23 protein-coding genes are annotated in these 25,291 nt (G+C 67.0%); 7 read left to right on the forward strand and 16 right to left on the reverse strand.

Features of this window, described 5'->3' with window-relative positions; translation table 11 throughout:
• Positions 1 to 57: 57 nt before the first annotated feature.
• On the forward strand, positions 58 to 1,266 hold the full coding sequence (locus BN4252_RS05515) for a tyrosine-type recombinase/integrase (protein ID WP_066527288.1): 1,209 nt from the start codon (positions 58 to 60) through the stop codon (positions 1,264 to 1,266).
• Between the two features lie 10 nt (positions 1,267 to 1,276).
• Here the strand turns inward: BN4252_RS05515 and ilvC are convergent, their stop codons facing one another.
• From ilvC to BN4252_RS05530, 3 genes are all read right to left on the reverse strand, one after another.
• Complete coding sequence (gene ilvC / locus BN4252_RS05520; RefSeq protein WP_066527296.1) at positions 1,277 to 2,290, reverse strand: ketol-acid reductoisomerase; 1,014 nt, start codon at positions 2,288 to 2,290, stop codon at positions 1,277 to 1,279.
• 128 nt (positions 2,291 to 2,418) lie between these two features.
• Entirely contained in the window at positions 2,419 to 2,946 is a 528-nt protein-coding gene (gene ilvN, locus BN4252_RS05525) for an acetolactate synthase small subunit (RefSeq protein ID WP_066527298.1), read from the reverse strand.
• Positions 2,946 to 4,772 (reverse strand): acetolactate synthase large subunit, encoded by a 1,827-nt coding sequence (locus BN4252_RS05530; protein WP_066529161.1) that lies wholly within the window; start codon positions 4,770 to 4,772, stop codon positions 2,946 to 2,948. The genes ilvN and BN4252_RS05530 overlap by 1 nt, the downstream gene beginning before the upstream one ends.
• Before the next feature lie 405 nt (positions 4,773 to 5,177).
• On the opposite strand from BN4252_RS05530, the gene BN4252_RS05535 reads away from it, so the two are divergent.
• Together BN4252_RS05535 and ilvD are read left to right on the forward strand one after the other, a co-directional pair.
• Positions 5,178 to 5,693: a PH domain-containing protein gene (locus BN4252_RS05535; RefSeq protein ID WP_066527301.1), complete on the forward strand. Its 516-nt coding sequence runs from the start codon at positions 5,178 to 5,180 to the stop codon at positions 5,691 to 5,693.
• Positions 5,694 to 5,720: 27 nt separating this feature from the next.
• Positions 5,721 to 7,559 carry a dihydroxy-acid dehydratase gene (ilvD, locus tag BN4252_RS05540; protein ID WP_066527309.1) on the forward strand — a complete coding sequence of 613 codons (1,839 nt, stop codon included), beginning with the start codon at positions 5,721 to 5,723 and terminating at the stop codon, positions 7,557 to 7,559.
• Between the two features lie 24 nt (positions 7,560 to 7,583).
• Here ilvD and BN4252_RS05545 read toward each other — a convergent pair whose 3' ends face one another.
• Complete coding sequence (locus tag BN4252_RS05545) at positions 7,584 to 8,366, reverse strand: DoxX family protein (RefSeq protein WP_066527311.1); 783 nt, start codon at positions 8,364 to 8,366, stop codon at positions 7,584 to 7,586.
• A 136-nt stretch (positions 8,367 to 8,502) separates the two neighbouring features.
• On the opposite strand from BN4252_RS05545, the gene BN4252_RS05550 reads away from it, so the two are divergent.
• A complete protein-coding gene (locus BN4252_RS05550) occupies positions 8,503 to 8,967 on the forward strand; it encodes a MarR family winged helix-turn-helix transcriptional regulator (RefSeq protein ID WP_066527313.1) in 465 nt (154 codons plus the stop codon).
• A gap of 126 nt (positions 8,968 to 9,093) precedes the next feature.
• Positions 9,094 to 10,500 (forward strand): YkvI family membrane protein, encoded by a 1,407-nt coding sequence (locus tag BN4252_RS05555; RefSeq protein WP_066527320.1) that lies wholly within the window; start codon positions 9,094 to 9,096, stop codon positions 10,498 to 10,500.
• A gap of 83 nt (positions 10,501 to 10,583) precedes the next feature.
• Here BN4252_RS05555 and gatB read toward each other — a convergent pair whose 3' ends face one another.
• The 8 genes from gatB to gatC form a co-directional block, all read right to left on the reverse strand.
• Entirely contained in the window at positions 10,584 to 12,086 is a 1,503-nt protein-coding gene (gatB, locus tag BN4252_RS05560; protein WP_066527324.1) for an Asp-tRNA(Asn)/Glu-tRNA(Gln) amidotransferase subunit GatB, read from the reverse strand.
• Positions 12,087 to 12,097: 11 nt separating this feature from the next.
• Positions 12,098 to 12,676, reverse strand: a complete 579-nt coding sequence (locus tag BN4252_RS05565; protein ID WP_066527329.1) for a GNAT family N-acetyltransferase — start codon at positions 12,674 to 12,676, stop codon at positions 12,098 to 12,100.
• Between the two features lie 32 nt (positions 12,677 to 12,708).
• On the reverse strand, positions 12,709 to 13,701 hold the full coding sequence (locus tag BN4252_RS05570) for a bile acid:sodium symporter family protein (protein WP_066527337.1): 993 nt from the start codon (positions 13,699 to 13,701) through the stop codon (positions 12,709 to 12,711).
• Between the two features lie 186 nt (positions 13,702 to 13,887).
• Entirely contained in the window at positions 13,888 to 14,400 is a 513-nt protein-coding gene (locus BN4252_RS05575; RefSeq protein ID WP_066527340.1) for a mismatch-specific DNA-glycosylase, read from the reverse strand.
• Between the two features lie 10 nt (positions 14,401 to 14,410).
• Positions 14,411 to 15,442 (reverse strand): 6-phosphofructokinase, encoded by a 1,032-nt coding sequence (locus BN4252_RS05580; protein WP_066527342.1) that lies wholly within the window; start codon positions 15,440 to 15,442, stop codon positions 14,411 to 14,413.
• A 10-nt stretch (positions 15,443 to 15,452) separates the two neighbouring features.
• Positions 15,453 to 16,778 carry an MFS transporter gene (locus BN4252_RS05585; RefSeq protein ID WP_066527345.1) on the reverse strand — a complete coding sequence of 442 codons (1,326 nt, stop codon included), beginning with the start codon at positions 16,776 to 16,778 and terminating at the stop codon, positions 15,453 to 15,455.
• Entirely contained in the window at positions 16,762 to 18,243 is a 1,482-nt protein-coding gene (gatA, locus tag BN4252_RS05590) for an Asp-tRNA(Asn)/Glu-tRNA(Gln) amidotransferase subunit GatA (RefSeq protein WP_066527347.1), read from the reverse strand. Before gatA ends, BN4252_RS05585 begins: the two co-directional genes overlap by 17 nt.
• Entirely contained in the window at positions 18,244 to 18,546 is a 303-nt protein-coding gene (gene gatC / locus BN4252_RS05595) for an Asp-tRNA(Asn)/Glu-tRNA(Gln) amidotransferase subunit GatC (RefSeq protein WP_066527350.1), read from the reverse strand.
• Positions 18,547 to 18,656: 110 nt separating this feature from the next.
• Between gatC and BN4252_RS05600 the strand changes: the two genes are divergently transcribed.
• Entirely contained in the window at positions 18,657 to 19,322 is a 666-nt protein-coding gene (locus tag BN4252_RS05600) for an ACT domain-containing protein (protein ID WP_066527353.1), read from the forward strand.
• A 15-nt stretch (positions 19,323 to 19,337) separates the two neighbouring features.
• On the opposite strand, the gene ligA is transcribed toward BN4252_RS05600, so the two are convergent.
• Both ligA and BN4252_RS05610 read right to left on the reverse strand, forming a co-directional pair.
• Positions 19,338 to 21,434, reverse strand: a complete 2,097-nt coding sequence (gene ligA, locus BN4252_RS05605) for an NAD-dependent DNA ligase LigA (RefSeq protein ID WP_066529163.1) — start codon at positions 21,432 to 21,434, stop codon at positions 19,338 to 19,340.
• Positions 21,435 to 21,482: 48 nt separating this feature from the next.
• On the reverse strand, positions 21,483 to 22,223 hold the full coding sequence (locus tag BN4252_RS05610; RefSeq protein WP_066527357.1) for a cyclase family protein: 741 nt from the start codon (positions 22,221 to 22,223) through the stop codon (positions 21,483 to 21,485).
• A 154-nt stretch (positions 22,224 to 22,377) separates the two neighbouring features.
• On the opposite strand from BN4252_RS05610, the gene BN4252_RS05615 reads away from it, so the two are divergent.
• Positions 22,378 to 23,061, forward strand: coding sequence for a 3'-5' exonuclease (locus BN4252_RS05615; RefSeq protein WP_066529170.1), 684 nt, complete (start codon positions 22,378 to 22,380; stop codon positions 23,059 to 23,061).
• Positions 23,062 to 23,094: 33 nt separating this feature from the next.
• On the opposite strand, the gene BN4252_RS05620 is transcribed toward BN4252_RS05615, so the two are convergent.
• On the reverse strand, positions 23,095 to 23,991 hold the full coding sequence (locus BN4252_RS05620) for a uroporphyrinogen decarboxylase/cobalamine-independent methonine synthase family protein (protein ID WP_066527362.1): 897 nt from the start codon (positions 23,989 to 23,991) through the stop codon (positions 23,095 to 23,097).
• 197 nt (positions 23,992 to 24,188) lie between these two features.
• A complete protein-coding gene (gene mnmA, locus BN4252_RS05625) occupies positions 24,189 to 25,268 on the reverse strand; it encodes a tRNA 2-thiouridine(34) synthase MnmA (RefSeq protein WP_066527364.1) in 1,080 nt (359 codons plus the stop codon).
• Between the last annotated feature and the right edge of the window lie 23 nt (positions 25,269 to 25,291).

The following is a 25,291-nucleotide window of genomic DNA, read 5'->3' on the forward strand; positions in this document are numbered from 1 at the left end:
GGCTGACCGTGGGGCGACTTTAAAGTGTCCCTTAGACGAGAGACAAGGTGAGTTTACATGGCGATTCAGCGACGCCAGACGAAGACAGGCCAGGTGCGGTGGGTGGCGCGTTGGCGCGACAAAGGCGGCAAAGAACACTCCAGGAGCTTCGACACGAAGCGGGAGGCGAAGACGTTCCTCGCCGACGTCGAGGTGCGCGCCGCACGCGGCGTGAACACCGCACCGCAGAAGATCACGGTGCTCGAGCTCTACAACCGCTGGCTGGATTCCCGACCCCTTCGCGATTCCAGCCGCACCCTGTACGAACACACCCGCGACAAGAACCTTGTGCCGCTGCACAACTACCCCGCGGTGGAGCTGTCGAACACTGACGTGCAGGCGTGGGCGAACCAGCTCGCTAACGGTCGCCCGTGGGTAAGTAGCAGCGATGCGGGCCTCGAGCGCGCCGGCGTGACCATGGGGCTGCGGCACCTACGGTCAGCCTACGAGTACGGGCGTCGCGCGGAGCTGGTGGCGCGTAACCCCGTCCACGTCCAGATCGACGACGAGGCGGTCGACCCAGTGGAGATCCCCACCGTGGACGAGATACGCCGCGTCGTCGACCTGGTCCGTGAGGGTGGGGCGCCGTACGAGGAGAGCAGCCGGTCGAAGTTTCCCGAGAAGCGCGGCACGAAGTACACGGCCTATCAGCGGCCACGGCCCGACATCGCCGACATGATGCTCGTCGCGGTCGGTACGGGCGCGCGGGTGAGCGAGGTTGCTGGGTTCAACGTCTCGGAGGTGGATTTCGATTCGGGCGTCCTGCTGGTGCGCAAGCAGCTGGGTAAGCAGCCGCCGCGGTCGCGGGTGGAGTTGAAAACGCGGCGGTCCCGTCGAGACTTGCCGATCCCCGAGGAGCTGGTGCCCATGCTTGAAGAGCGCACCGCGGGACGCGCGCCGGAGGATCTCCTTTTCACCACCAAGACGGGGCGGCCGATTAACACGTCGCACGCGTCGGTGGTGGTGAAGCGCGCCGCGGTCGCGGCGGATGCGGAGCGGGTGCATTTCCACGCGCTGCGGCACTACTACGCGTCGAGCCTTTTGACGTCGGGTGTGCCGGTGCAGGACGTGGCGGCGGTGATGGGGCACACCGTTGCGATGACGATGAAGACGTACGCGCACGTGCTCGCTGGGTATCAGGAGCGGGTGCGTGCGGCGTCGTCTTTGGCGGGGTGCGGGATTTTTGCGGGATCGCCCCACCTCCGGGTGGTGGAGGGCGGGGCGTGACCTGGGGAAACTACGCGGTTTCGGTCAAAGGCGACTTGACCCAGCTCATCATGTCGCGCAGCTCCGCACCCGTCTTCTCGATCGGGTGCTGGGAGATCTCGGCGCGCAGGCCCTCGAGCTCCTTGTTGCCGCCCTCCACGTTGGCCACCAGGCGGTTGGTGAAGGTGCCGTCCTGGATGTCCTTCAGAATGCCGCGCATGCGGTCCTTCGCGCCCTCGTCAATCACGCGCGGGCCGGACAGGTAGCCGCCGAACTCGGCCGTGTCGGACACGGAGTAGTTCATGTTGGCGATGCCACCCTCGTAGATCAGGTCCACGATGAGCTTCATCTCGTGCAGGCACTCGAAGTAGGCCATCTCCGGCTCGTAGCCAGCCTCGGTGAGCACCTCGAAGCCGGCGGTGATCAGGTACTCCAGGCCGCCGCAGAGCACAGCCTGCTCGCCGAAGAGGTCGGTGACGGTCTCCGCCTCGAAGGTGGTCGGGATGACGCCGGCGCGCGCGCCACCGATGGCGGCCGCGTAGGACAGCGCGAGGTCGCGGCCGTTGCCCTGCGGATCCTGCTCGACGGCGATGAGGGACGGCACACCCTTGCCGTCGACGAACGTGCGACGGACCAGGTGGCCCGGGCCCTTCGGCGCAACCATAGCCACGGTGATGTTCTCAGCCGGCTCGATCAGCTTGAAGTGGATGTTCAGGCCGTGTCCGAAGAAGAGCGCGTCGCCGTCCTTCAGGTTGGGCTCGATGTCGTTCTTGAAGATCTCGGCCTGGGAGGTGTCCGGGGCGAGCAGCATGATCACGTCGGCCCATGCGGCGGCGTCGGCGTTGGACTTGACCTCGAAGCCGGCCTCCTTCGCCTTCTCGGCGGACTTGGAGCCCTCCCGCAGGCCGATCACCACGTCCACGCCGGACTCGCGCAGGTTCTGCGCGTGGGCGTGACCCTGGGAGCCGTAGCCGATGATGGCCACCTTCTTGCCCTGGATGATCGACAGGTCTGCGTCGCGGTCGTAGAGCACTTCAATAGCCATGAGTGGAACACTCACCTTTCCTATAGGTTGGGACGGTTGTTTCATATTATGACACACACCCCGTCGCCGGAGGGCCTTTCCCCGCCCTTCGCCGCGCCGGGTGCGCGAAGCTCGCAAAGCGCCGGGGTCTAGTGGAGCTTCCTCGACGGCGCCATCGTCTTCGGGCCGCGGGTGAGCGCCACCTGGCCGGACTGGATCATCTCGCGCACCCCGAAGGTCTCCACGACATCAATGAACGCCTGGAGCTTCTCGGGGGTGCCGGTGGCCTCGAGCACGAGCGAGTCGGCCGAGACGTCGACCACGCGGGCGCGGAAGATGTTCGCGGTCTCAACCACCTGGGCACGGTTCTGGTTGTTTGCGTTTACCTTCACCAGCAGCAGCGACCGGGCAATTGTGGTGTCGTCCTCGAGGCGCACCACCTTGATCACCTGGATGAGCTTGTTCAGCTGTTTGGTGATCTGCTCGATGGCGTACTCGGAGGCGTTGACCACGATGGTCAGCCGGTTGATGCCCTCGGTCTCGGTCTTGGCGGACACCAGGGAGACCAGGTTGTAGCCCCGACGGGTGAACAGCGCGGTGACGCGGGTGATGATGCCGTCCACGTCCTGCACCAGGACGGAGAGGATGTTACGGGTGTGCTCGTCTTCGTGGGCCATTACTCTGCCCCCTCCTCGTTCTGGATGATTCCTGGTTGTGCTTCTTGAAGCTGCTCGACCACCTCGTCGATGTCCTCGGGGGCCTCCCCCGCCGACTCCTCCATGTCGAAGAACGGGCGCATGCCGAGTGCGTACTGCATGTCGGAGTTGGACGCGCCGGCCGCGATCATCGGCCACACCTGGGCGTCCTCGCCCACGATGAACTCGACCACCACCGGGCGGTCATTGATTTGGCGGGCCCGCTCAATGGCCGGGACCACCTCGTCCTTGGTGGTGACGCGGATGGCCTCCGCGCCCAGCGCCTCGCTGAGCTTGACAAAGTCCGGAATGTAGTCGCTTTCCCGGCCCAGCTTCGTGTGGGAGTAGGTGCGGTCATAGAACAGCGTCTGCCACTGGCGCACCATGCCCAAGTTGCCGTTGTTGATCAGGGCGACCTTGATGGGGAATCCCTCCATCGCCGCGGTGGTGATCTCCTGGTTGGTCATCTGGAAGCAACCGTCACCGTCCACGGCCCACACCTCTTTCTCCGGGCAGGCTGCCTTCGCGCCGAGGGCGGCGGGGATGGCGTACCCCATGGTGCCGGCGCCGCCGGAACACAGCCAGTGCCGCGGGCGGTCGAAGTCGATGAACTGGGCCGACCACATCTGGTGCTGGCCCACGCCCGCGGCGTACACGGCATCCGGGCCGACCACCTTTGACAGGGTCTCGATGACGAACTGCGGAGACAGCGAGCCGTCCTCCTGCTCGTCGTAGCCGCGCGGGAAGCGCTCCTTCAGGGTGCCCAAACGCTCAATCCAGGCGTCAATCTTGGGGGCCGCGTTGCGGCTGGAGTCCCGGAAGGCGTCGGTGAGCTGGTTGAGCACGCGCTTCGCGTCGCCGACGATCGGCACGTCCACCGCGCGGATCTTGCCAACCTCGGCCGGGTCGATGTCCGCGTGAATGGTCTTCGCCTCCGGGGCGAAGGAGGCCGTGTCACCGGTAACGCGGTCATCGAAACGTGTGCCGATGGCAATGAGCAGGTCGGACTCCTGCAGGGCACCGACCGCGGGGACGGAGCCGTGCATCCCCGGCATGCCCATGTAGAGCGGGTGGTGCTCCGGGAACACGCCGAGGGCCATCAAGGTGGTCACCACTGGTACGCCGGTCAGCTCCGCAAACTCCAGCAGCTCACGGTGGGCCTCCGCCTTGACCACCCCGCCGCCGATGTAGAGCACCGGGCGCTTCGCCTCGGAGATCATCTTCGCGGCCTGAGCGATCTGGCGGTTGTGCGGCTTGGTGTTCGGCTTGTAACCCGGCAGATCCACCTGCGGGGGCCAGGAGAACTGCATCTGAGCCGCCTGCACGTCCTTGGGAATGTCAACCAGCACCGGGCCCGGGCGGCCGGTGGAGGCGATCTGGTAGGCCGCCGCAATGGCGGCCGGAATGTCCTCCGTGCGGGTGACCATGATGTTGTGTTTGGTGATCGGCATAGTGATACCGCGGATGTCCGCCTCCTGGAAGGCGTCTGTGCCGATGAGCGGCGAGCCGACCTGGCCGGTGATCGCGATGATGGGCACCGAGTCCAGGTAGGCGTCGGCCAACGCGGTGACCAGGTTCGTGGCGCCCGGACCCGAGGTGGCCAGGCACACGCCGACCCTGCCGGAGGCGGCGGCGTAGCCCTCTGCGGCGTGGCCGGCGCCCTGCTCGTGGCGGACCAGCACGTGCCGCAGCGTCCGAGCCTGGGAAAGAGCGTGGTAGAGCGGGAGGACGGCGCCGCCGGGCAGGCCGAAAATAATGTCTACGCCAAGCTCCTCGAGGCTTCGGACTACCGCGTCGGCGCCGGTGATGATCTCGGTGGCCCCGTCAGTGTCGCGCCCGGCCGGCGCGGCGGCCGCAGCCTCCGCGTCGCCTGCTGTTGATGGTGCAGTTGCCACGATGCAAAGCTCCTTTTCACAAACTCGTACAAACTCGATGTGGTGCGTCGGTGCTGATCACGAAACGCTGATCACAAAACAAAAGCCCCCGAGCGAGCCGAAGCTCTCGAGGGCGCTTGGTTTGGGCGGCTTACAGATGTGACTGACCGCTACGGCAAGCGCCGCATCGGAATAAGTACTACAGCAAGTCGCGTGTTGATCATGTGCGCAACATTACACGCCCTGCCCCCGCGGGGGCGGGAAATGCGGGGGAAAGTTTTGGCGCGGGTTGGTAGGGGGCGTCGCAAAGCAAAAATGCTCCTGACTAGCATTGCACGCATGAACGACGCGCAGAAGGTATTTCGCCCCTCCCGCGAGCACGTCATCGCGATTGCGGTGATGACGGGCATCGCGCTGATTGGCATCCTCTGGGCGCCGCTCAAGCTCGGCTGGGTGCTGCTCTTCCCCGTCGCGGCGCTGGCGTGGATCTACACCGCCTCCACCACCGTCGGCGAGGACGGGATCGCGGTGAAGTACCTCTTTCGCAAGAACGCTCGGATTCCGTGGGAGGACCTGCGGGGCATCGGCTTTAAGGGCACCCGCGCGCTGGCCACAACCCACAGCGGCGACGAGTACCCCATGCCCGGCGTCACGTTCAACTCCTTGCCGGACTTGGCCGACGCCTCCCGCGGGCGCATCACCGACGTGGTAACCGCGGCGAGCGAGGCCGCGGACGGCAAATACGAGATCATTAACAAGGAGGGCTACGGCGTGCTGCTTGACCAGGGGCAGTACGAGGAGTACCTCAAAGAGCACCCGGACACCCCGGGCCCGCGGCCGACCCCGGGCGCGTAGCGAAACGCAGCTAGAAGGAGAACCACCGTGATTCCGCTTCGATCGCGAGTAACCACCGTCGGACGCCAGGCCGCCGGGGCGCGCGCCCTGTGGCGCGCCACCGGCACCGAGGAGCGGGAGTTTGGCAAGCCCATCGTGGCCATTGTCAACTCCTACACCCAGTTCGTGCCCGGCCACGTGCACCTGAAGGATGTGGGCGACATTGTGGCCGAGGCCGTGCGCGCCGCCGGCGGCGTGCCCAAGGAGTTCAACACCATCGCCGTGGACGACGGCATTGCGATGGGCCACGCCGGTATGCTCTACTCCCTGCCCAGCCGCGAGATCATCTCGGACAGCGTGGAGTACATGTGCAACGCCCACACCGTGGACGCGATGGTGTGCATCTCCAACTGCGACAAGATCACCCCGGGCATGCTCAACGCAGCGATGCGCCTGAACATCCCCGCGGTGTTTGTCTCCGGCGGACCGATGGAAGCCGGCAAGGCCATCAACGCGGGCGGTGTGGTCAAGCCCAAGTCCGACCTGATCGACGCCATCGCGCTGTCCGCGAACGACGCGGTCTCGGACTCGGAGCTGGACACCATCGCCAACGGTGCCTGCCCCACCTGCGGCTCCTGCTCCGGCATGTTCACGGCAAACTCCATGAACTGCCTCACCGAGGCGCTCGGTCTCTCCCTTCCGGGCAACGGCACCACCTTGGCCACCCACACCGCCCGCCGGGACCTGTTCACCCAGGCCGGTACCCGCATCGTGGAGCTGTGCGAGCGCTACTACGGCCAAGGCGACGAGTCGGTGCTCCCCCGCTCCATTGCCACCGTGGACGCCTTCCGCAACGCGATGGCGCTGGACATGGCCATGGGCGGCTCCACCAACACCATCCTCCACATCCTCGCCGCCGCGCAGGAGGGCGAAGTGGACTTCGACCTGGGCGACATCGACGAGCTCTCCCACCGCATCCCCTGCCTGTCCAAGGTGGCGCCCAACGGCGAGGCGCACGTGGAGGACGTGCACCGCGCCGGCGGCATCCCCGCCATCCTGGGCGAGCTCAACCGAGGCGGCCTGCTGAACAAAGACGTCCACACCGTGGCCTACGACTCGCTAGATTCGTGGCTGGCGGACTGGGACATCCGCGGCGGCAGCGCCATCGACGAGGCCTTCGAGCTCTTCCACGCCGCGCCCGGCGGCCAGCGCACCACCAAGGCGTTCAGCCAGTCCGCGCGCTGGGAGAGCCTGGACACGGACTCGGCCAACGGCGTGATCCACGACGTGGAGCACCCCATCACCTCCGACGGCGGCCTGGTGGTCCTGCGCGGCAACCTCGCCCCGGACGGCGCCATTCTGAAGACCGCCGGCGTTGAGGAGGGACTCTGGGAGTTCTCCGGCCCCGCCCGCGTGGTGGACTCCCAGGAGCAGGCCGTGTCGATGATCCTGGCCCACGAGGTGCTGGAAGGCGAGGTAGTGGTGATCCGCTACGAGGGGCCGTCCGGCGGCCCGGGCATGCAAGAAATGCTGCACCCCACCTCATTCCTCAAGGGTGCCGGCCTGGGCAAGAAGTGCGCCCTGATCACGGACGGGCGCTTCTCCGGCGGTACCTCGGGCCTGTCCATCGGCCACATCTCCCCCGAAGCGGCGCACGGCGGCCTGATTGGCCTGGTGGAAAACGGCGACACGATCTCGATCTCCGTGTCTAACCGTTCCCTGACGCTGGACGTGGACGAGGAAGTGCTACGCCAGCGCCGAGAGGCAATGGAGGCATCCGAGCACCCGTGGACCCCGAACCGCGTGCGCGAGGTGTCCAAGGCGCTGCGCGCCTACGCCAAGATGGCCACCAGCGCCGACAAGGGCGCCGTGCGCCAGGTGGACTAGGGGGCTCTCGGGGGCTCTAGGGGCTTACGCGAAGGGGTTGACCTCGGTGCCGAACCACCACATCACGCCGGCGAGGGCGATGGCCACCACCGCCCAGATCCAAGAGGACGCGAGCGGGCGGCGGGCCCAGCTGCGGCCGGCGTCCACGCCGTAGAGGCCCGGGCCGGTGAACTGCAGCGCCAGCGCGATGCCGAGGAGGACGACCGGCAGCCACACCGCGGCGTCCCAGTTCAGCACGTTCCAGTCGCTGCCCGCGGCCACCACCGCGTGCAGCGCGTTGAAGGCGGTGACCACGAGCGCGACGGCGGCAGCGACCGGGGTGATCAGGCCGAGCACCAAGAAGACGCCCGCGGCCAGCTCGAGGGTGGGCACGATTACGGCCAGGCCGCTGCCGAAGGGGTACGCGGCGTACGCGGCCTCCAGGCCGGAGATGCCCTCGTTGGCGCCCCACCGGAAGAACGTGGACAGCGCGGTGATGATCAGGTAGGCGCCGAAGCATAGGCGCAGCAGCAGCAGGCCAAGGTCGATGGTGCCGCGCTTGGGTGCCGGCTCCTCCACCACGGTCTCGGCGACGGGCACCGGCGTCTCGTACACCGGCTCGGCCGGCGGGATGTAGGCGGGCTCGCGGCCCACGGAGATGGTTTCGGTAGCCGGGTACTCGGTGGTTTTGTACTCGGAGATGGTCTCGGTAGCCGGGTACTCGGTGCTGTTCGCCGGGGTGTAGGCGGGTACGTCGACGTGGTCGAAGTCGTCTGCGGTCACGTCGTGCGTGCTGTCGGGCGTATTGTTTTGGTTGTTTATGGCCATAAAGCCAAGGTATGCGAACGCTCGGTCTTCTTCCCGGACCGGAACCGGCGTGGCTGGGGATTTTTGGCGGTGGCTGGGGGCGTCGACAAGCAAACAAGCCCCATTGCTGTGGGGGCAGTGGTTTAAACTCCTACCCATGCAGCGCATTGACTGGCTCGAGGAACGCGACTTGGAACTCTGGATCGCGCTGTGGACGTTCATTACCTGGGTGCCGGAACAGCTGGACGCGCACCTGAAGCGGACGTCGAGCGTCGCGCTGACCGAGTTTTTGACCATGCTGGCCATCGCGCGAAACGAAAATACGATCACCATGTCCAGGCTCGCGCGCTGGACGCGGATGTCCCCCTCGCGGCTGTCGCACGTGATGGACCGGCTCGAGCGGCGCGGGCTGACCGAGCGGCTGCGCAGCGCCGAGGACCGCCGCTCCACCTACGCGGCGCTCACCCCCGAGGGCCAGGAACTGCTCGCCGCCGCCGCGCCCCCGGTGATGGAGCGGATGCGCGAGTCCATCTTCGAGGTGCTCACGCCGGAGGAGGCGGAGCAGCTCACGGGTCTGCTGCGAAAGATGCTCAAGCGCGGCAAGCAGCAGATCATCGGCTAACCGCCCCCACGTTTCCCGCCGTTCCCCGCCGTTCCCCGCCGCGCAAAGTCGCACCCCGGGCACATCGTTGTTACCATCGTCGGGCTTAAGGTTCGTATTCGTCAACCTCATTAGGGAAACATATTAATGGGTAAAACTCTGAAGGTGGCCCTCGCCCTCGTCGGCCTCACGGTCGGCGCCGGCTTCGCCTCGGGCCAAGAAGTGATCCAGTACTTCCTCTCGTTTGGCTACTGGGGCATCGTGGGTGCCGCGGTGGCCGGCCTGACCATCGCGGTGTTCAGCGGGTGGGTCTACCAGCTCGGCTCATACTACCTGGCAGACAACCACAGCGTGGTGTTCAAGAGCGTCTCCCGGCCCTGGCTGGCCAAGTACATGGACATCACCACCATGTTCACCCTGTTTTGCATCGGCTTTGTCATGATCGCCGGCGCCGGCTCCAACCTGGAGCAGCAGTTCGGCTTCCCCACCTTCGTCGGCTCGCTGATCATGGTGGTGCTGCTCGTGCTGTCCGGCTTCCTGGACATTGACAAGCTGACCAGCGTCATCTCATTTATCACCCCGCTGCTGATCATCTGCCTGCTGGGCGCGTTCGTGATCACCCTGGGCAACATGCCGGACAACATCGGCCACCTCAACGAGATCGCGCAGACCAACCCGCACGCCTCCGGCACCTTTGACAACTGGCTGATCACCGCGCTGAACTACGCCACCCTGGTGATGATCATGGATACCTCCATGATGCTCGTCTTCGCCGGCTCCCACATGAACCCGGCCCAGGCCGGCAAGGGCGGCCTGCTCGGCGGCATCATGTTCGCCGTGCTGCTGATGATCCTCACGTTCATCCTGTTCATGAACATGGAGGACATCATGGGCGCGGACATGCCGCTGCTCAAGGTCTTTGACACGATGCACCCGGCCGTGGGCGTGTTCGTGTCCATCGTCATCTACCTGATGATCTACAACACCGCCGTGGGCCTGCTGTACGCCCTCGGCCGCCGTCTGAGCAACAACAAGCCGGGCAAGTTCCGCCCCTACTACTTCGCAGCGGTGCTGGCCGGCTTCGCGCTGTCCTTCATCGGTTTCGCCGACCTGGTCGGCTGGGTCTACCCGCTGCTGGGCTACCTGGGCCTTATTCTCGCCGTGGTGATGGGCGTGGCCTGGTTCCGCGACCGCCAGAACATCAAGGACGAGACGGGCCGCCGCGAGCGCCTCGCCGAGCTGGCCGAGACCCAGCTCGACCCGTCGGCGGAGGACCTCACCCGCGCCGAGCGTGCCGAGGTGGAGGAACTCACCTCCGACTCCCACGTGGCGGACCAAGAGCTGTGGCAGTCCGTGCAGGAGGAGGTCGCCGCCGACCTAGACGCCGACTCCTCCAGCGACTTCAGCTTGAAGGATGTCCCCGCGCTCGACCCGGACTCCAAGTCCTATGACGGCGCACCGGACACCCCGGGCGACGAGATCCACTGGAAGGCCTACGAGGAGATGTACAAGACCGGCGAGTTCCCCGCGGTCAAGCCCACCGAGAAGCAGTAGCTTTTCGACGCTCCCGCAAGCGAAACCGCCCCGCCAACCAGCACCTGTGGTGCCGGTTGGCGGGGCAAACTCATCTGCGGCGGTTACTCCGCGAGCTTCTTGGCGATGAGCTGGTTGACCTGGCCCGGGTCCGCCTTCCCCTGGGTGGCCTTCATGACGGCGCCCACAATCGCGCCGGTGACCTTGGTGTTGCCGGAGCGGTACTTCTCTACGATGTCCGGGTTGGCGGCCAGCGCCTCATCCACGGCCTTCTCAATGGCACCGTCGTCGCGCACGACTTCCAGGCCGCGGGCCGAGACAACCTCGTCCACGGTGCCCTCGCCGGCGATGACACCGTCGATGGCTTGGCGGCCCAGCTTGGTGGTCAGCTTGCCTTCCTTGACCAACTCCACCACGCGCGCTACGTCTGCCGGGGTGACACCGAGCGCGTCGAGGTCCTTGCCAGCCTCGTTGGCCTTGCCGTTGATGTAGCTGACCCACCATGCGCGGGCCTCGTCCGGGGTGGCGCCCGCCTCGACCGTGTCCACGATCAGGTCCAGCGCACCGGCGTTGACCAGGTCGCGGAACTCCTTCTCCGGCAGCTGCCATTCTTCCTGGATACGCGCGCGGCGCACCCACGGCAGCTCCGGCAGGGTCTGGCGGATCTCCTCCACCCACTCGGGCTTGGCAATTACCGGCGGCAGGTCCGGGTCGTTGAAGTAGCGGTAATCGGAGGCCTCCTCCTTGGGTCGGCCCTTGGAGGTAGTGCCGTCCTTTTCCTGGTAGTGGCGGGTCTCCTGCACGATCTCCTCGCCGTTGTCCAAAGCGGCGGCCTGGCGTTGCATCTCAAAACGCACGGCCTGCTCCACGGACTTGAGCGAGTTGATGTTCTTCGTCTCGGTGCGGGTGCCGAACTTCTCCTGGCCGATAGGGCGCAGGGACACGTTCGCGTCGCAGCGCATGGAGCCCTGGTCCATGCGCGCGTCGGACACACCGAGGGCCTTCACCAGCTCGCGCAGCGCCCCCACGTAGGCCTTGGCCACCTCGGGGGCGCGCTCGCCGGCGCCGGTGATCGGCTTGGTCACGATCTCGATCAGGGGGATGCCGGCGCGGTTGCAGTCCACCAGCGACGCGGTAGCGCCCGTGATGCGCCCGGAGGAGGAGCCCAGGTGGGTGAGCTTGCCGGTGTCCTCCTCCATGTGGGCGCGCTCGATCTCCACCCGCCACTCCGTGCCGTCCTCCAGCACTACGTCCAGGTAGCCGTCGTACGCAATCGGCTCATCGTACTGCGAAATCTGGTAGTTCTTCGGCTGGTCCGGGTAAAAGTAGTTCTTACGCGCGAACCTGGAGCTTTCCGCGATCTTGCAGTTCAGCGCGAGGCCGATCTTGATCGCCCACTCCACGCCCTTCGCGTTGACCACCGGCAGCGCGCCCGGAAGCCCCAGCGAGACCGGGTCAACGTTCGAGTTCGGCTCCGCGCCGAAGTGGGCGGAGGAGGTGGAGAACATTTTCGTCTCGGTGGCCAGCTCGACGTGGACCTCGAGCCCCATCACCGGGTCGTATTTCTCCAGCACCTCGTCGTAATCCATCAGGTCGTACGCAGTCATGGTTGCCTATTCTAATGCGCCGGTTGCGCGAGCCGCGCCTGCAGCCCCGCCTTCACCTCCGGCCACTCGAAGTCCAAAATGGAGTACACGCACGTGTCGCGCACCAGGCCGGATTTCAGCACCTTGTGGCGGCGCAGCACTCCGTCCAGCTTGGCCCCGAGCTTCTCAATCGCGGCGCGGGACTGGTGGTTCATGAAATGGGTGCGGATCTCCACCCGCCCGCACCCGAGATCTTCGAAGGCGCGCGTCAGAAGCAGCAGCTTCGCGGCCGGGTTCACGGCCGTGCCCTGATACTCTTCACCGATCCACGTCGATCCAACTTCCAGGCTCCGGTTCGGCGGGTCGATGTGCAGATACGTGGTCACGCCCACCGCGCGTCCGTCGGGGGCGACGATTGCCCACGCGACTCGGTTTTCGCTAAGAAGCATGTGCTCGATCATCCCCTTCACCTCTCCGGGCGCCGGAATATGGTCTTGGTACCACAGCGTGTGCAAGTCCCCCACCGCCGCCGCAAGGTCGGCTGCGTGGCCTAGCGCGAGCGGTTCCAACCTGACGTGAAAGTTTTCAAGAACGGGCGCATCGAGGTACATAGGGCAAGGCTACAGCTCACCTCGCAGTCCCATTACACTGTGGCGTTTTTGCGGTCCTTCGCCCGGAAGAACATGGCCAACAGCGCGCCGGAGAGGTTGTGCCACACCGAAAAGACCGCGGCGGGCAGCGCGGCGAGCGGGCTGAAATGCGCGGCCGCGAGGGTGGCCGCCATGCCGGAGTTCTGCATTCCCACCTCCACTGCCATGGTGCGCGCAGATGTTTCCGGCTGCCCGGTCACTTTGCCGGTGAGGTAGCCCAGCAGGTAGCCCATCACGTTGTGGATGACCACAGCGGCGAGCACGATCAGGCCGGCCTGAACCAGCTTCTCGCGGGAGCCGAACACAACGTTGGCCACGATCATGGAGATCGCAATAACGGAAACCCACGGCAGCGCGGGCAGAACCGCCTCGACAAGTTTCGGAGCGAAGACGTTGATCAGGATGCCGAGCGTGACGGGCACAAGCACCATTTTTACAATCGAGACGGCCATCGCCCCGGCGCTGACCGGCATTTGCTGGCCCGCGAGCCAGAGGGTGAGCAGCGGGGTCATGATCGGCGCGAGCAGCGTGGATACGGCGGTCATGGTGACGGAGAGCGCCACGTCGCCCCGCGCCAGGTAGCTGACCACGTTGGAAGACGTACCGCCTGGGGCGCATCCGACCAAGATGACGCCCGCGGCCAGCTCGGGTGGCAGGTGCAGCAGTTTGGTCACCACCACCGCGATGACGGGCATGATGACAAACTGCGCCACCACGCCGATGACCACGGGCAGCGGCCGCTTGGCAATGAGGGCGAAGTCGGCGGCCTTGAGAGTGAGCCCCATGCCGAACATGACGATACCCAGCAGCCAGGTGGTCCAACCGGAGATCGGCTCCACCACCGCGGGGGCAAGGTAGCCGAGCAAGCCTCCGATAATCACCAGCACCGGGAATCCGAGGGTGGCGAGGAACGCGGAGCGGTCTTGGGTCGAGGCAGCGTTTGCTGATTGCGCGCCTGAAGTTGGCTCGTGTTGCGGTTCTTCCATAGTGTGGAACAGTACTCCCACATAATGGACGTTTTGCCGTCACCCCCGCGCCGCCACACTGACGACTGCGCCAAAACTCGAAACCTGCAGCTCGAAAAGACCGGTTTTAGGGGCGTTAACGAGCTGCAGGTTTCGAGTTCCGCGGCGCTGCGCCGGAGCCCGCGCCGCCGAAGGAAGCCGGGCGGGCTAGCGCAGGGAGTCCCAGACCTCGCGGTAGCTCGCGGCGAGCGTGTCCACCGTCTCGTGAGCGTTGAGGCCAGAGGGGTTGCCCACCACCCACACGGCGGCGCCGCCGATGCGCTCGGGTTGGGGGCCGCGGGTGGCTCTGGGGCGTCGAAAAGCAATGCGGTACGCGCCGATACCTGCAACCATGAGCGCCTGCGGCTGGTAGCGCTCCGCCTTCGCGGCAAGCGCCGCGCCGCCGTCGCGCAGCTCCACGTTGTCCAGCTCGCTCGCGCGGGCGGTGTAGCGGTTGACAATGTTGGTGAAGCCGATGCCCCGGCCGTAGAGCATCTGCTCGTCCGCCGGGCTGAGTCCATCGCGGGCATCAACCAAGTACGGCGTCATGCCGGCGGCGTGCAGCGCGGGCCAAAAGCGGTTGCCCGGGTAGGCGAAGGGGGCATCCACCTCCTCGGAGCGGCCGCCGGGGTTGATGCCCACGATCCAGAGCTTCGCGTCAGCGAGATTTCGGTCGTGCATAACCGGGGCTCTAGCCGAACATGCTGCGGGCGGTGCGGTACCGCTCCTCCGGCACCTGCTTCAAGTGCGCCACCGCGCTCTCCAGCGGCACGAGGTCAATGTTTTCGCCGTGCAGCGCCACGCAGGTGTTGAAGTTGCCCTCGTGCGCGGCCCGGGCGGCGTGCACGCCGTAGCGGGTGGCCAGCACGCGGTCATACGCCGTGGGGGTGCCGCCGCGCTGGATGTGGCCGAGCACCGTGGTGCGCACGTCGTAGCCCAGGCGCTGCTTGATCTCGTCGGCGATGATCTGGCCCATGCCGTTGAAGGTGATGTGGCCGAACTGGTCCTCCTCGCCCAAGCCGGCATCCATCGTGCCCTCCTTCGGCACCGCGCCCTCGGCGACCACGATGATGCCGTACTTCTCCCCCATCTGGAAGCGGCGCTCCATGGCCTTGCAGATCTCGTCGATGTCGAAGGGCTCCTCCGGGATCACCGTGTAGTGAGCCCCGCCGGCCATGCCCGCGTGCAGCGCGATCCATCCCACGTGGCGGCCCATCACCTCGACGATGAGGATGCGGTTGTGGGATTCCGCCGTGGTGTGGAGGCGGTCGATCGCGTCCGTGGCCACGGATACGGCGGTGTCGAACCCGAAGGTGTAGTCGGTGGCCGCGACGTCGTTGTCGATGGTCTTGGGTACCCCCACCACCGGGATCCCGTTGTCCGCGAGCCACTTCGCACCCTTCAGCGTGCCCTCGCCGCCAATGGCGATCAGCGCGTCCACGCCGGCGTCCTCGAGGTTGGCATTGATCTGGTCCAGGCCCGCCTTGAACTTGTCCGGATGCAGGCGGCCCGTGCCCAGGATGGTGCCGCCGCGCAGCAGGATGGAGTCGATGTACGCGTCGTCGTACAGGTCCACCCTGCGGTCCTCCATGAGTCCCACCCAGCCGTCAAGGTAGCCCACCACGGTGGAGCCGTACTCCGCATTCGCCGTGCGGACAATGCCGCGGATCACGGCATTGAGCCCGGGGCAGTCACCGCCAGAGGTCAACGTGGCAAGTCGCATACACTTCACCCTAGCGCGCAGTTGGGGAGCTCGCGCGGGGCTTCATGCTTATCGACGCCACCGCCCCCACCACCATCGCCCCCACCGGCAAAGCGAGTGCGCGGCCGGCGGTATCCGCGACATCCCCCGCCGCGAGCACGGCACCCACCAGCGCCACGCCGATGACGCTACCCACCTGTCGCGCGGTGTTGTACAGGCCCGACGCCGCGCCGGTCTCGTGCTCCGCTATGCCGCGCATAGTCACCGCGGCGTTCGGCGCCCACACGAAGGCTCCGCCGATGCCCAGCAGGGATGTCACGGCCGCAAACCACCACAACCCCGCGCCCGCCTGGATTAGCGCGACGCCCAGCCCCAGGCCCGCAGCGCTGACCGCGAACCCCGCAGCGGAGAGCTTGCCCGGGTCCAGGCGGTCCGCCAGGTGGCCGGCGATCGGCGTGAGCACCAGGGCGAACACCGACATCGGCGCCGTGATCAGGCCAGAGCTCGCGGGCGAGGCTCCCGCCACCGTTTGCAGCCAGTACATCAACGGAATGAACATGGAGGCGACGGTGAACCCCATCATCGCCACCCCGAGCGTGCCGAGCGCGAAGGAGCGCTGGCGCATGAGACCGAGCGGGAGGAACCCGTGGTCCTCGCCCGCGATAGCGGAGGCCACCAGCACGACCAGGCACCCCACGCCGACCAGGGCCGTGGACAGGTGGCCGAACTGCAGGCCGTAGACCAGGCACCCAAGGCCCGCGAAGGAGAGCACCACCGGCATAAGGTGCACCCGCTGGCCCGTCGTGCGCAGGCGCGGCAGGGCAACGAGCCCTGCAACCAGCGCGGCCGCGCCGACGCCAGCTTGGGCGAAGAAGGCCGCGCGCCAGCCCTGCGCCTGGGCGATCGCGCCGCCGGCCACAGGCCCAATCAACGACGCCACCGAGCCGATCACGCCCCAGGCAGCGAACGCCTTGCCCTGGGCATCCGGGGCGAACACCCGCGGGATGAGCCCGAAGGCCTGCGGGAGGAACAGGCCCGCGCCGAAGCCCTGCAGCCCCCGGGCGGCGATCAGCGCGCCGAAGGACCACGACGCGCCCGCGAGCGCGAGCCCGGCGACGTAGACGGCCAGCCCGGCGAGGAAGACTCGGCGCTGCCCGTGGGCGTCGCCAAGCCGGCCCGCCGCGGGCATCGGCGCCACGGTGGAGAGCAGGTACACGCTGGTCAGCCACACCGCGCCGCTGACGTCGAAAGGCAGAAGCGGCGTGATGACCGGCATGAACCCCTGGTCAATGAGCACAAGAAAATACCCCGCGGCGAGCGCCGCGAGGGTATTCCAGGGGTTAGCGGCCGGCTTCAAACGCGGCGCCCACCTTGTAGAGGCGATCGTCCTCGAAGGCCGGGGCGATCAGCTGCAGGCCCACCGGCAGGCCGGTGTCCGCCGCGTTGCCCGCGGGCACGGACATGCCGGGCAGGCCGGCGAGGTTCAGCGGCAGCGTGAACAGGTCGAAGTTGTACATGGCCAGCGGGTCATCCACCTTCTCCCCCAGCTTGAACGCGGTGGTGGGTACGGCCGGGCCGGCGATAACGTCCACCTGCTCGAAGGCGCGCTGGAAGTCCTGCGCGATGAGCGTGCGCACGCGCTGCGCTTGCAGGTAGTAGGCGTCGTAGTAGCCCACGGACAGGGCGTAGGTGCCCATGATCACGCGGCGCTTGACCTCGGGGCCGAAGCCCTCGCCGCGGGACTGCGCCATGACCTCCTCGGCGGAGTGCTTGCCGTCGTCGCCTGCGCGCAGGCCGTAGCGCATGCCATCGAAGCGGGCGAGGTTGGAGGACACCTCGGACATCTGAATGATGTAGTAGGCGCCCATCACGTCGTCGAAGCTGGGGCAATCCACCTCGACGATCTCGGCGCCCTGGCGCTCGAGCTGCGCGAAGGCCTCGTCGATGCGCTCGCGCACGCCGTCCTGGGTGCCCGGGCGGTCGAACTGCTTGACGCGGCCGATCCTCACGCCGCTCAAGTTTCCGGACGCGCCCTCGCGCGCGGCGTCCGCCAGCGCCTTGACCGGGGAGTCCACGCTGGTGGCGTCGAACTCGTCGTGGCCGCCGATGATCTCGTGCAGCAGCGCGGTGTCCAGCACCGTGTTCGCGCAGGGACCCACCTGGTCCAGCGAGGACGCGCAGGCGATGACTCCGTATCGCGACACGCCGCCGTAGGTCGGCTTGACACCCACCGTGCCGGTGAGCGACGCGGGCTGGCGGATGGAGCCGCCCGTGTCGGTGCCGATACCCAGCGGCGCCTGGCCGGCCGCGAGCGCCGCGGCGGTGCCGCCGCCCGAGCCGCCCGGCACGCGCTCGAGGTCATGCGGGTTCTTCGTTGCCTGGTAGGCGGAGTTCTCAGTGGAGGAGCCCATGGCGAACTCGTCCAGGTTGGTCTTCCCCAGGATGGGGATGCCGGCAGCGCGCAGCTTGGCCACCACGGTTGCGTCGTAGGGGCTGATGTAGCCCTCGAGCATCTTGGAGGCGGCGGTGGTCGGCGCGTCGGTGGTCACCAGCAGGTCTTTGAGCGCCAGCGGCACACCCGCCAGCGCGGAGGCGGGCTCGCGGCCCTCCTTCACCTGCGCGTCCACCTCGTCGGCCGCTGCCAGCGCGGCCTCGGCGCCGACGTGGAGGAAGGCCTTGATCTCGCTATCGGTCTCGTCGATGCGGTCGAGGAACGCCTGGGTGACCTGGCGGGAGGTCACCTCGCCTGCCTGGATCATCCGTGCGAGCTCGTGGGCTGGCTTGGACACGAGCCCCTCGTGCGGGAGCGTGTACTCGGTCATTTACTCTCCACCCTCTCCGAGAATCTGGGGAACCACAAAACGGTCGTCCTGGGCCGCGGGCGCCTGGTCCAGCGCCTGCTCCTGGGTCAGCGTGGTGCGCTGAACGTCCGCGCGCATGCCCGCCTCGATGGAGTGCGGGTGGCTCATCGGGGTCACGCCCTTGGTGTCCACCTGCTGCACCTTCGACACCGCGTCAATAATGGTGTCCAGCTGCTGGGAAATCTGGTCCAGCTCTTCCTCATTGAGCGCGATACGCGCCAGGCGTGCGATGCGGGAGACCTCATCGCGTGAAAACTCAGCCAAGGTGATTCCAATCCTCTCGCGGGTTTAGCTAACGGGGCCCAATCCTACGGCACGCCCGCCGCCGCGCCTTTGGCCGGGGAGCGAAGATGGCCGGTGTTATAAATGTGGGCATGTCTTATCTCATCCGCGTATCGCTGCCGGACGTCCCCGGCAGCCTCGGCGAGCTCGCGGTCGCGTTCGGCCTCGCCGACGCGAACATCCAGTCCGTGGACATCGTGCAGACGGGCACGGACGGCCCCGTCACCGACGATATCGTGGTCTCGCTGCCCCCCGGCACGATGGTGGACGCAGTGGTCACCGCCGCTGCCTCGGTGGACGGCGCGGAGGTGGATTCAATCCGCCCGTTTACCGGCCGGGTCGACCGCCGCGAGCAGGTGCAGATGCTCGCGCGGATCGCGCGCCAATCCACCAACCTCTCCTCCGCCATGGAGGAGCTTGTGGACGTCATGCCCCGCACCATGACCTCCTCGTGGGCGGTGGTGCTGCGCAACACCGCCTCCGGCTTGGTGCGGGTGGCAGCCTCGCAGGCAGCCCCGGCGGACGACGGCTCCTCGCCCCACATGCTCGACGTGGACGGCCCGCGCATCCTGTTCCAGGACACGGACACCTGGATGCCCGGCAGCTGGAGCCTGCTCGACACCGCCTTGGCCATCACCCCGCTCGACGGCACGGACCTAGTGCTGGTGGTCGGCCGCATCGGCGGCCCGGACTTCCTCGCCTCCGAAGTCTCCCAGATCGGCGACCTCGGCTGCATCATCGGCGCGATTTTGCGGTAGCCCCGGGCTTTCGGGCTATTGCTTGTCGACGCCCCCGAGCGCCGCCTCCCCACCATCCAGCAGACGCACAAACTCCTCCTCGCCCAGGATGGTGACGCCGAGCTCCTCGGCCTTCGCCGCCTTGGAGCCGGGGTTCGCACCCACCACCACGTAGCTGGTCTTCTTCGACACCGAGCCGGCGGCCTTGCCGCCGCGGGACAAGATTGCCTCCTTGACCTCGTCGCGCGAGAAGCCCTCGAGTGTGCCGGTCACCACCACTGTGAGCCCCTCCAGGGTCTGCGGGGCGGTGTTTTCCGCCGAGTCCTCCATGGTCACGCCCGCGTCCGCCCAGGCGCGCACGATGTCGCGGTGCCAGTCCACCTCGAACCAGTCCTTGAATGACTCGGCGATGATGGTTCCCACGCCGTCGGTTTCCGCGAGGTCTGCAACGGGGGCGTCGACAAGCGAGCTCATGGCCTTGTACCGCGCGGCGAGCGCGCGGGCGGCGGTGGGCCCGACGTGGCGGATGGAGAGGGCGACGAGCACCCGCCACAACTCCGCGTGCTTGGCGGATTCCAGGTTGGCCAAAAGCTTCTTGCCGGCGGCGTTGACCTGGCCGTCCTTGCGCGTGTAGGCCTGGGACTTCCGCAGGTCCTCCTCGGTGAGGTCGAACAGGCGGGCCTCGTCCACCAGCACACCGGAGGCGATGAGGTCGGCGGCGCCCTTCTCGCCGAGCGCCTCGATGTCGAACGCGCCGCGCGAGGCGATGTATTCCAGGCGCGCGCCGAGCTGCGCCGGGCAGGAGCGGGTGTTGGGGCAACGCCAGTCCGCGTCGCCCTCCTTCGCCGGCGCGAGTTCGGTGCCGCAGACCGGGCAGGCCGAGGGGAAGACAAACTCGCGCTCGGTCCCGTCGCGCAGGTCCGCCACGGGGCCTAAGACCTCCGGGATGATCTCGCCGGCCTTGCGCACCACCACCGTGTCCCCGATCAGCACGCCCTTGCGCTTGACCTCGTGCTGGTTGTGCAGCGTGGCCATGGAGACCGTGGAGCCGGAAACGAAGACGGGCTCGAGTACGGCGAAGGGGGTCGCGCGGCCGGTGCGGCCGATGGACACCGCGATGTCGTTCAGCTTGGTGGTGACCTCCTCCGGCGGGTACTTGTACGCGATGGCCCAACGCGGCGCGCGCGAGGTGGAACCCAGCGAGCGTTGCGCGGCGATGCTGTCCACCTTCACCACAAGGCCGTCCATCTCGTGGATCGCGTCGTGGCGGTGGTCCGCCCAGTACGCCACCGCCTCCTGCACCTCTGCCGCCGTCTCGGCGCGGCGCGTGTACTCGGATACCGGCAGTCCCCACTCCGCCAGCTTCTCGTAGGCCTCGTGCTGGGTCTTTGGCGTGAAGCCCTCGCGGGCGCCGATGCCGTGGCAGATCATGTGGAGCTTGCGCTTCTCCACGTCCTCCGGGTGCTTCTGCCGCAGGCCGCCGGCGGCGGTGTTGCGCGGGTTGGCAAACGGCTTGCCGCCTTCCGCAATGCGCTGCTCGTTGAGCTCCGGGAAGTCCTCGGGGCGGATGAACACCTCGCCGCGCACCTCCACCAAGGCCGGGAAGTCGCCTTTGATCTCGTGCGGGATGTCCTCAATCACGCGCGCGTTGGCGGTGATGTCTTCGCCCACCCGCCCGTCGCCGCGGGTGGCCGCCCGGGTCAGCTTGCCGTCTTCGTACACCAGGTCGATGGACAGGCCGTCAATCTTCAGCTCGGTCAGGTACGGGCCCGGGGTCTTGTCCAGCCACTCCTGCATCTCCTCGGCCGAGAAGACGTTGTCCAGGCTCATCATCCGCTCGAGGTGGGTGACGTCCGCGAAGGCGTCGCTCGTGGCCGGGGCGCCGACCTCCATCGTCGGGGAATCCGGCACCGCCAGCTCCGGGTGCTCCGCCTCGAACTGTTGCAGGCGGCGAAACAGCGCGTCGAACTCGGCGTCCGAGATGACCGGCTGGCCATTGTAGTACAGGTCCCGGTGGTGGCGGACCTCCTCCGCCAGCTCGTCCCACTCGCGGTGGAGGTCCTGCGAAACCTCGTCGGTCTTGGCGGTGAGCGATTCCGGCGTTTCCGGCGTTTCCGGCTGGGGTCTGGTCATGCCGATGGAGTGTAGTTCCTCCACCCACATGACCGGTTCGCTGCCGCTCTAATCCTGGTGAAGGGCGAAAACGCGGGAGGTGATGCTCGGCGCGTCCTTGATGTTGGCCGGGCCAACAACGATCACTGCTCCGGTCGCCGGGACTTCGGCCAGGTTGGCCAGTACCTCCACCTGGTAGATGTTCTGCTCCAGCACGTACAGCTCACCGTAGAGGAATCCGCTCTCCGCCATTGCGACACCCGGGTCAGTATCGAGGGTCTCATGCCCCACCGCCGCTACCTTGCGGTCCTCCACCAGGAACTTCAACGCGTCAAGCGACCAGCCCGGCGTGTGCTGGACGCCCTGCTCGTCCAGGTTCACAAACGCTTCTGGGTCATCCCAGCGCTTGGACCAGTCGCTGGAGAACGCAACGAAACTGCCCTCCGCGATCTGGCCATGCTCTGCCTCGAACTGCTTAATCGCGTCGACGGTCACCGCGTAATCCGGGTTCGCGGCCACCTCCTCCTCGAGGTGCAGTACATACAGCGGGAGGACCAGCTCGTCCACTCCGATCTCGGACACCAGCCGCTTGCCCGCGGCGAAGTGCCCCGGGGCATCGATGTGCGTGCCGTATGGGGTGGCGAAGGTGTACTCCTTGGCAAAGAACCGATCCTCCTCGATCGTCCGAATCGTCCGCTCCTGCATCGGCTCGAACGCGGCGAAACGAGGGATTCCAGGGTGCACCTGGTGGGTCAGGTCCACTCGCTTGGCGTTGAGGATCTGAGATTGGAAGTCATTGAGTTGTGCCACGGTGTAAGCCGCCTTTCTTTGGTTCAGCGTCGGTAATCCCTCGACTATCCACCACTAGACCGCTCGGTACAATAATTGCATTCAGGCTTGCCCAACCGGCGCTGTTCGAACAAGCCGAACGGGGTGCGTGGGGTGCCTCGATACAATGGCGCACATGGCTCCCGCACCCGGCGCATTCAACGCGTCCCGCATGCTCTCGTTCGACCTCGAGACCACGTCCGCGAATGCGCTCGAGGCGCGCATTGTCACCAGCGCCCTGGTGCGGATCGACGGAAAGGACGTAACCGCGAAGGAGACCCTCGCCGACCCGGGCGTGGAGATCCCAGAGGAGGCCGCCTCAGTCCACGGCATCACCACTGAGAAGGCCCGCGCGGAGGGCCGGGACCACGTGGAAGTCTTACGAGAAACTGTCGCCGCAATCAAGCAGGCATGGGAGGACGGGCTTACCCTCGTGGTCTTTAACGCCCCGTATGACCTCACTATTCTTCGCCGTCTCACCGGTGATTTCACCATCACCGGCCCGGTGTATGATCCGCTGCTCATTGACCGCGCGAAGGATCGCTACCGCAAAGGTCGCCGCAATCTCACCGCGCTCTCCGAGTTCTACGGGGTGCGCCTCGACAACGCGCACGAGGCCACCTCAGATGCGATGGCCGCCGCTCGCATTGCCTGGAAGCAGGTCCGCAGGTGGCCGGAGCTTGCAGACATGAGCACTGGCGACCTTATGGAGTACCAGGCCGTTGAGTACTACCACCTCCAGGACAATTTGCGGAAGTACTTCGAATCCCAAGGCCGCAACACCAAGGGGTTCTCCTCAAGCTGGCCGATGCAGGGGTAGAAAGTTAGTATGCGCGGCAGAAATGCCGACCGTCTAGGCCAACCCGTCCGCCATCTGCCGCGCCTCGGCCAAGTTGCTCGCAGCTTCGCGAAGGTTACTCGCAGGCCGCGCCCACACATCAAGCCGCGCCTCCCCGGGATCGAGCTGCAGCTCCTCGAAGTAGCGCCACAGCCACGAAGGCTCAACTGACGCGATGGCCAGCCGCGCACCGGAATCAACGAGGCGCGCTACCCGGTCTCGATCCTCCGGCGATGTGAGTTGGGCAAGGTCTGCGGTTTGCCAGGGGGCGTCGATAAGCAACGGCGCGTGCAGCAGAAACTCCCCGAACGGCGCGAGCCGCTCCCACGGCTCGGGCACCGCGGCGATCTCCTCGTAGCGCGTCGCGCCGGCGAGGGTGCCCGCAGTGACGTCCGCCAGCCGCGGCTCGTCCAGCTGGAGCACGGTTGGAGCAATGCGCTTCTCGACGTCCACCCGGTGCCGCCCCACCGCCTCCCCCAACGCGTCGGTGATGTCGCGCAGCGCCCCGGGGTCCGTGATCATGCGGTGGCCGTTGGGCATCTCGATCTCCGCGGCCAGCGTCCACGGGCCGGTGACCTGCACCTTCACCCGATCGACCTTGCCGGACCACAGCTCCTCGAGGGTGTCCAGGTCGCGCGACATGAGGTCCCGGGCGCCCCGATGCCGGGTGGCGACGCGCCAGCCGCGCGGGCCGCGGTCCACGGGGATCTCCAACAGCGCGGCGGTGCGGCCCACCGCGTCCGAGCCGACGCCGCGGTCAGGCAGCTGCGGAATGTGCGGCAGCGGGGACTCGGAGAGAACGACGTCCGCCGCCTGCACCAAGTCGGTGCCGGGCAGGGGGCCGAGACCGAAGGCGGTTGGGGCTGCGGGCGCGGTTGAGGCTGCGGGGGCGGTTGTGGCTGGGTTGGTCACGGGGATCCATGCTACCGGCGGTGTTGCGGCCGGCACTGGCGACCGCTTGCGCCGCACGAGCCCCACATTCCCCCAAAACTCGTTACTAGGGCATCGTTATCGTGCTAAATACAGGCCTTAACGAGCTGCTACTTTCGAGTTCCGGCGAGGCGAGGGCGCAGTGGGCACGCCTACGCCGCTTACGCCGCCTACTCCGCCTACGCCGTGGCGCAGATGGTGCCCGAGCCGAGGACGATGTCCCCTTCGCCATCGGGGTCCGGGAGGTAGAGTACCGCGGCCTGGCCGCGGGCCACGCCCTCCAGCGGCTCGTGGAGGGTGAGCGTCATGCGACCATCGCGGATCTCGGCGCGGCACGGCACCACCCCGCCGTGCGCCCGGATCTGCACATTCGCCTCGAACTCGCCGTGCATGGCCGGGTGCAGCACCTTGAGGCGGTCGGCAGTGATCGTCGACACGCGAAGCGCCTCGCGGGGGCCGACGGTGACGGTGCCGGTGGCGGCGTCCACATCTGTGACGTAGCGGGGCTTGCCGTCCGCCGCGGGCACCCGGATGTTCAAACCTTTGCGCTGGCCGATGGTGTATTGGAAGGCACCGTCGTGCTCCTTCAGCTCCGTCCCGTCCACGTCGCGGATCAAGCCAGGGCGTACGCCGATGGAGCGCCCGAGGAAGGCCTGGGTGTTGCCGTCGGGGATGAAGCAGATGTCGTAGGAGTCCGGCTTCGTCGCCGTGGAGAAGCCGTGGCGGGCGGCCTCCTCGCGGATCTGCGGTTTTTCGGTGTCGCCGACGGGGAAGAGGCAGTGGTCCAGCTCGTCGCGGGTGAGCACGCCGAGCACATAGGACTGGTCCTTCTTCGGGTCCGCGCTGCGGCGCAGGTTGCCGTCTGCGTCGATGGTGGCGTAGTGGCCCGTAGCCACGGCGTCGAACCCGAGGGCCATCGCCCGGTCCAGCAGCGCCGCGAACTTGATCTTCTCGTTGCAGCGCAGGCACGGGTTCGGGGTCTCGCCGTTCTCATACGACCACACGAAGTTGTCTATGACCTCTTCCTTGAAGCGATCCGAGAAGTCCCACACGTAAAACGGGATGCCCAGCTTGTCGCACACGCGGCGCGCGTCAGCCGAGTCCTCGAGCGAGCAGCACCCGCGGGCGGACTCGCGGGTCTGGCGCGCGTCCTGGCTCAGGGCGAGGTGCACGCCGACCACGTCGTGGCCGGCCTCAACCAAGCGCGCGGCGGCGACGGAGGAGTCCACTCCCCCGCTCATGGCCGCCAAAACACGCATGTCGCGGGAGTGTACGCTTACCA

Origin of the sequence: Corynebacterium bouchesdurhonense (genome assembly GCF_900078305.2) — a bacterium.
Taxonomy (GTDB): Bacteria; Actinomycetota; Actinomycetes; order Mycobacteriales; family Mycobacteriaceae; genus Corynebacterium; species Corynebacterium bouchesdurhonense.

Bases quoted from the DNA above. Each gene is read 5' to 3' on its own strand.
- BN4252_RS05515 (WP_066527288.1), top strand. From the start codon at position 58: ATGGCGATTCAGCGACGCCAGACGAAGACAGGCCAGGTGCGGTGGGTG.
- ilvC (WP_066527296.1), bottom strand. From the start codon at position 2,290: ATGGCTATTGAAGTGCTCTACGACCGCGACGCAGACCTGTCGATCATC.
- ilvN (WP_066527298.1), bottom strand. From the start codon at position 2,946: ATGGCCCACGAAGACGAGCACACCCGTAACATCCTCTCCGTCCTGGTG.
- BN4252_RS05535 (WP_066527301.1), top strand. From the start codon at position 5,178: ATGAACGACGCGCAGAAGGTATTTCGCCCCTCCCGCGAGCACGTCATC.
- BN4252_RS05545 (WP_066527311.1), bottom strand. From the start codon at position 8,366: ATGGCCATAAACAACCAAAACAATACGCCCGACAGCACGCACGACGTG.
- BN4252_RS05550 (WP_066527313.1), top strand. From the start codon at position 8,503: ATGCAGCGCATTGACTGGCTCGAGGAACGCGACTTGGAACTCTGGATC.
- BN4252_RS05555 (WP_066527320.1), top strand. From the start codon at position 9,094: ATGGGTAAAACTCTGAAGGTGGCCCTCGCCCTCGTCGGCCTCACGGTC.
- gatB (WP_066527324.1), bottom strand. From the start codon at position 12,086: ATGACTGCGTACGACCTGATGGATTACGACGAGGTGCTGGAGAAATAC.
- BN4252_RS05565 (WP_066527329.1), bottom strand. From the start codon at position 12,676: ATGTACCTCGATGCGCCCGTTCTTGAAAACTTTCACGTCAGGTTGGAA.
- BN4252_RS05570 (WP_066527337.1), bottom strand. From the start codon at position 13,701: ATGGAAGAACCGCAACACGAGCCAACTTCAGGCGCGCAATCAGCAAAC.
- BN4252_RS05575 (WP_066527340.1), bottom strand. From the start codon at position 14,400: ATGCACGACCGAAATCTCGCTGACGCGAAGCTCTGGATCGTGGGCATC.
- BN4252_RS05580 (WP_066527342.1), bottom strand. From the start codon at position 15,442: ATGCGACTTGCCACGTTGACCTCTGGCGGTGACTGCCCCGGGCTCAAT.
- gatA (WP_066527347.1), bottom strand. From the start codon at position 18,243: ATGACCGAGTACACGCTCCCGCACGAGGGGCTCGTGTCCAAGCCAGCC.
- BN4252_RS05600 (WP_066527353.1), top strand. From the start codon at position 18,657: ATGTCTTATCTCATCCGCGTATCGCTGCCGGACGTCCCCGGCAGCCTC.
- ligA (WP_066529163.1), bottom strand. From the start codon at position 21,434: ATGACCAGACCCCAGCCGGAAACGCCGGAAACGCCGGAATCGCTCACC.
- BN4252_RS05615 (WP_066529170.1), top strand. From the start codon at position 22,378: ATGGCTCCCGCACCCGGCGCATTCAACGCGTCCCGCATGCTCTCGTTC.
- mnmA (WP_066527364.1), bottom strand. From the start codon at position 25,268: ATGCGTGTTTTGGCGGCCATGAGCGGGGGAGTGGACTCCTCCGTCGCC.